Origin of the sequence: Rhodococcus sp. NPDC057014, from assembly GCF_042673295.1 — a bacterium.
GTDB lineage: Bacteria > Actinomycetota > Actinomycetes > Mycobacteriales > Mycobacteriaceae > Rhodococcus_F.
Map to the genome: position 1 here is coordinate 1 of NZ_JBHUSF010000469.1, position 4,918 is coordinate 4,918.

Sequence of the window (4,918 nt, forward strand, 5' to 3'; positions counted from 1 at the left end):
GTCATCGAATCCGCACGCGGGATCGGGCTCTCCCGTCGACGCATCCTGTTCTCGGTGTCGTTGCCCATGGCCTGGCCGGTCATCCTCACCGGGATTCGGGTGTCGACTCAGATGGTCGTCGGTGTCGCCGCGATCGTGGCGTATGTTCTCGGGCCGGGACTCGGCTCGCTGATCTTCAACGGCCTGTCCCGACTGGGAGGGACGAACTCCGTGGAGATGGCATTGACCGGAACCGTGCTCATCGTCGTCATCGCCCTGGTGTTCGACTGCCTGCTCGTCCTCCTCGGGCGGCTCACCATCGCGAAGGGACTGTCATGACCGACGAGAAGACCGGGAGCGCCGCCGACACGGTGGCCGGCGAGCGCACGGTCACCGGTGCCTCCATTCGGCTCGACGGAGTGGTGAAGCAGTATCGTGGCCAGGCGAAGCCGGCCGTGCAGAAACTCGATCTCGATATCGAGGCCGGCCACATCGTCGCATTCGTCGGTCCGTCCGGGTGCGGCAAGACGACCACACTGAAAATGATCAATCGCCTCATCGAGCCGACCGAGGGACGCATCTTCATCGGCGACCGCGACGTCACCGGCGAAGATCCGGACAAGCTCAGGCAGTCGATCGGCTACGTCATCCAGTCGGGTGGCCTGTTCCCGCACTGGTCCGTGGCCAAGAACATCGGCGCCATTCCGCGGGTGCTGGGGTGGGATGCGGAACGCATCGCCGAACGCACCGAGTATCTGCTCGATCTCGTCGGACTCGACGCCGCCACGTTCCAGGACCGGCTCCCCAAGGACATGTCGGGCGGGCAGCAGCAGCGGGTCGGGGTGGCACGTGCACTCGCCGCGGACCCGCCGGTCCTCCTGATGGACGAGCCGTTCGGGGCGGTCGATCCGATCACTCGGGTTCGCCTGCAGGACAAACTGATCGCAATTCAGCACGAGCTCGGGAAGACGATCGTGATCGTGACACACGATTTCGAGGAGGCCACGAAACTCGGTGACAAGGTCCTGATCCTCTCCGAGGGCGGCCACATAGAGCAGTACGCGACGCCCGAGGAAATTCTGGCGAAGCCGGCCACCCCCTTCGTCGAGGAGTTCGTCGGGTCGGGTGCGACGCTCGCCCACCTGACTCTGTCGCGGGTGAAGGATGTCGAGCACGATCCGGTGGTGACCGCGAGAATCGGCGAGCCGTCTCACGAGGTCATCGGTCGCGCTCGGGCACAGGGCGCGACGTGGATCGTCGTCGTCGACGGCGACGGCCGGGCCCAAGCGTGGCCGTCGCTCGACGAAGTGGCCACCAAGGAGCGGGTGTCCGACTACGTCGACCCGCGTCTCCCGGTGGTGGCGCCGTCGTCCACGCTCAACGATGCGCTCGACTCCATGTTGGCCGCGAGCCAGGGCGGGGTGCTCGTCACCGACAGCCGAGGTGCGGTGACCGGGGCACTCACCATCGCGACGGTGATGGCGGTCATCCGCGGACAGCTGTCGGACGCGCGGGCCGGCGACGGGCACGTCACGTACACCGCGCACACCGAGGGCACGACCGCGTGAACCGGCTTCGTCGGCTGCCGATGGATGTGTGGTTCGAACCCCTTCTCATCGTCGTCCTCGGCACCGCATACATCCTGTGGTACCGGTCCACCACGCTGACGCCGACCGAGGAGGCGTCCCTGGGCTGGAGCAACCTCCGGACGACGATCCTCGACCACATCACGTTGACCCTGACGGCCACGGTCATCGTCGTCCTGATCGCCATACCCCTGGGAATCGTGCTCACCCGGGAGAAGGCCAGACCGGTCAAGCCGGTAGTGGTCAATTTCGCGAACGTCGGCCAAGCGGCGCCCGCCGTGGGTCTGATCGTTCTGCTCACCATGTGGCTGGGCACCGGATTCCGCACCGCGGTGGTCGGGCTCGTGGTCTACGCGATCCTGCCCATCCTGCAGAACACGATCGTCGGTATCGACCAGGTCGATCGACGAACCATCGAGGCCGCGCGAGGCATCGGCTTCTCGGGTCTGCGCACGCTGGTGCAGGTGGAGTTGCCGCTCGCCGTCCCCGTGATCCTGAACGGCGTCCGGACTGCACTCGTCATCCTCGTCGGCACGGCAACCCTCAGCACGTTCATCGGCGCCACCAGCCTGGGCACGCTCATCACGACGGGAGTCACACTGTTCCTGCCGAAACTGCTCATCTCCGGGGCCATCCTGGTCGGACTACTGGCGTTGATCATCGACTGGCTCGGACGTTTGGTCGAGCTCGCCGCAACCCCGCGAGGAGTGGCATGAACCGGCTGCGACTTCGACTTGCCGCGACCGCGATCGCGGTCACGGTGTCGGCCAGCGTGGCCTCCGGTTGCGGATTGGTCAGCTCCTCGGGCACGTTCCACGACGCGACCCTGCCCGGTGGCGATCGCCCACTGGCGGATGCCGCCCTCGTCGTGACGTCGAAGAGCTTCACCGAGGGGGTACTCCTCGGGAAGATCACCGCGACCTACCTGGCCGCGGCGGGCGCGAAGGTCACCGACCTCACGGGCGCGCCGGGATCCGCGTCCTCACGGCAAGCACAACTCAACGGTGACGCCGACATCCTGTGGGAGTACACCGGCACGGGGTGGGTGAACTACCACGGTGAGACGGAGACGATCTCGGATCCCGCGGAACTGTGGCAGCGAGTGCACGACGTCGAGCAGCGCGACCACGACCTCGAATGGCTGCCGCCGGCCAACTTCAACGACACGTACGCCTTCGCCGCATCGGCAGCGACCGCCGAGCGGCTGGGCGTCACATCGCTCTCGGATGTCGCACGTCTGCCGGAATCCGAACGGACATTCTGCGTCGACGACGAGTTCTTCAGTCGTGCGGACGGGTTCGTTCCGATGCTCGAAACCTACGGCATCCCCCTCAACGCCCCCGGTGGTGTTCCCTCGAGCAACGTCACCCGGATGGATGCCGGTGTGGTGTACACGTCCACGGCGCAGAGCGCACCCTGCAACTTCGGAATGGTCTACACCACCGACGGTCGCGTGAAGAACCTGAACCTCGAAGTCCTCGACGACGACCGCAAGTTCTTCCTGCCCTACAGCGGCACCGCGGTGGTGCGGGACGAGATCATCAATCGATATCCGGAGATCGCCGACCTGCTGGGTGTGGTCTCCGAGCGACTGACCGACGACTTGATGCAGGAACTGAACGGCCGAGTCGACATCGACGGCGAGGATCCCGCAGATGTCGCGTACGACTGGCTGAAGAGCGAGTCGCTCGTGGAGTGATCAGGGTGCCCGCACCACACACCTAGGGTGTGTTCTCGCGCACGGCGTTCCAAGGGACTGTAGTGGCACCGGCTTGTCCGGCGCCCCTGTACAGACGGACCGAGCGTCCCGCCGTGAGCCCAGCGGCGCGAACACCCTGATTGGTGATGTGATGGAACACGCCGCACCAGCGACCTACCGTGAGCACCGAACGGATCCCTTCCCGCTGTCTGCGGCACAACACGGGCTGTGGTTTGCGCAGCAACTCGCCCCGGATGTGCCGATCTGCATCGCGCAGTACGTCGACATTCGTGGGCCGCTGGACGTCGAATTGTTCCGTGAGGTCGCGCTCGTGGCCGGCCACGAATACGAGTCGGTGTTCCTGCGTCTGATCGACGTCGACGGGGAACCACACCAGGTGATCGATCCGCCCGCCGACGCGGCCATGGGCGTCGTCGACTTCCGCGGCGCATCCGACCCGATGGCGGCGGCAGAGATGTGGATGCACGACAACTATACGGCGCGAGTAGATTTCGAACACGACCACCTGTGCGAGTCTTCCCTGCTGTGCATCGGTGACGATCGGCACCTGTGGTACAGCCGGATCCACCACGTCGCCCTCGACGGATATGCGGCGATGACGCTGGTCAACCGTGTCGCCGCCCTGTACACCGCGGCGGTCGAAGGCCGTTCTCCCGAACCGAACCGTGCCGCGGACCTGCACACCCTGCACCGCCTCGAAGAGGACTACCGGGCATCCCACCGGTTCTCGTCCGACCGTGACTACTGGGCCGAACGCCTCCACAGGCGAACGAACGGGGCCTCCCTGACCGATGTCGAGGCTCCCCCCGCCGCGCACAGCCTGACCGTGCGCACGGCGTTGTCACCCGATACCGTCGCCCGGCTCGAGGACACCGGCGGCCGGCCCGGCGCGACGGCGGCCGCCGCGCTGATCGCCGCTTTCGCCTGCCATCTCTCGCGCCGGACGGGACGCGAGGACGTCCTCGTCGACATTCCGCTGTCTGCCCGCACCACCGCCGTACTGCGACGGTCCAGCGGCATGCTCGCCAACGTCGCGCCCCTACTGGTCCAGGTCCGAGCCGGGGACACGGTCGGCGACCTCGTGGCCCGGGTGCAGCACGAACTGATGGGAGCGATGCGGCACCAGCGCGGCAACGTCGAGGACATCCTGCGTGACCTGGGTGTGTCCGCCGAAGCGCGCAGGATCTCGGGACCGATGATCAACGTGATGCTGTTCGATCAGGACCTCACGTTCGGGTCGTTGACCGGAGACTTCCGGATCCTCACCACGGGTCCTGTCCCGGACCTGTCCGTCAACGTATATCGCAGCGGCACCCCGGCATCGACGATCGTCGAGTTCGAGGCCAACCCGTACCGCTACCGCGACGACGAACTGCGGTCGCATCACGCCGCCGTCGTCGGGTTGATCGACGAACTGCTCGCCGCAGACCCCGGCACTCCACTCGCCGCGATCGGAGCGCACGATTTGGCTCGTTTGACGCCGGTGGTGGGTGCGCGGTCGGCGCCGGAGGTGTCGTTGCCGGGGTTGTTGGCGGCGGCGGTGGGGGTGGATCCGGATGCGGTGGCGGTGGTGTGTGGGGGTCGGGTGTTGACGTATGGGGAGGTGGATGCGGCGTCGAATCGGTTGGCGCGG

The 4,918-nt window shown here is 66.5% G+C and carries 5 protein-coding genes; all 5 read left to right on the plus strand.

The window, feature by feature from the left end; translation table 11 throughout:
- Positions 1-318, plus strand: a 318-nt coding sequence (locus tag ACFTZB_RS42935; RefSeq protein ID WP_378441648.1) for an ABC transporter permease subunit, incomplete at its 5' end; no start/stop codon positions are given.
- Complete coding sequence (locus ACFTZB_RS42940; protein ID WP_378441650.1) at positions 315-1,547, plus strand: ATP-binding cassette domain-containing protein; 1,233 nt, start codon at positions 315-317, stop codon at positions 1,545-1,547. The genes ACFTZB_RS42935 and ACFTZB_RS42940, both read left to right, overlap by 4 nt.
- Positions 1,544-2,281, plus strand: coding sequence for an ABC transporter permease (locus ACFTZB_RS42945; protein ID WP_378441653.1), 738 nt, complete (start codon positions 1,544-1,546; stop codon positions 2,279-2,281). The genes ACFTZB_RS42940 and ACFTZB_RS42945 overlap by 4 nt, the downstream gene beginning before the upstream one ends.
- Positions 2,278-3,264 (plus strand): glycine betaine ABC transporter substrate-binding protein, encoded by a 987-nt coding sequence (locus ACFTZB_RS42950; protein ID WP_378441655.1) that lies wholly within the window; start codon positions 2,278-2,280, stop codon positions 3,262-3,264. The genes ACFTZB_RS42945 and ACFTZB_RS42950 overlap by 4 nt, the downstream gene beginning before the upstream one ends.
- A 151-nt stretch (positions 3,265-3,415) precedes the next feature.
- A partial coding sequence (locus ACFTZB_RS42955; RefSeq protein WP_378441657.1) for a condensation domain-containing protein occupies positions 3,416-4,918 on the plus strand: 1,503 nt, incomplete at its 3' end.

Excerpts from the sequence above, each read along its gene's own strand:
- ACFTZB_RS42940 (WP_378441650.1), top strand. The coding sequence starts at position 315 with ATGACCGACGAGAAGACCGGGAGCGCCGCCGACACGGTGGCCGGCGAG.
- ACFTZB_RS42950 (WP_378441655.1), top strand. The coding sequence starts at position 2,278 with ATGAACCGGCTGCGACTTCGACTTGCCGCGACCGCGATCGCGGTCACG.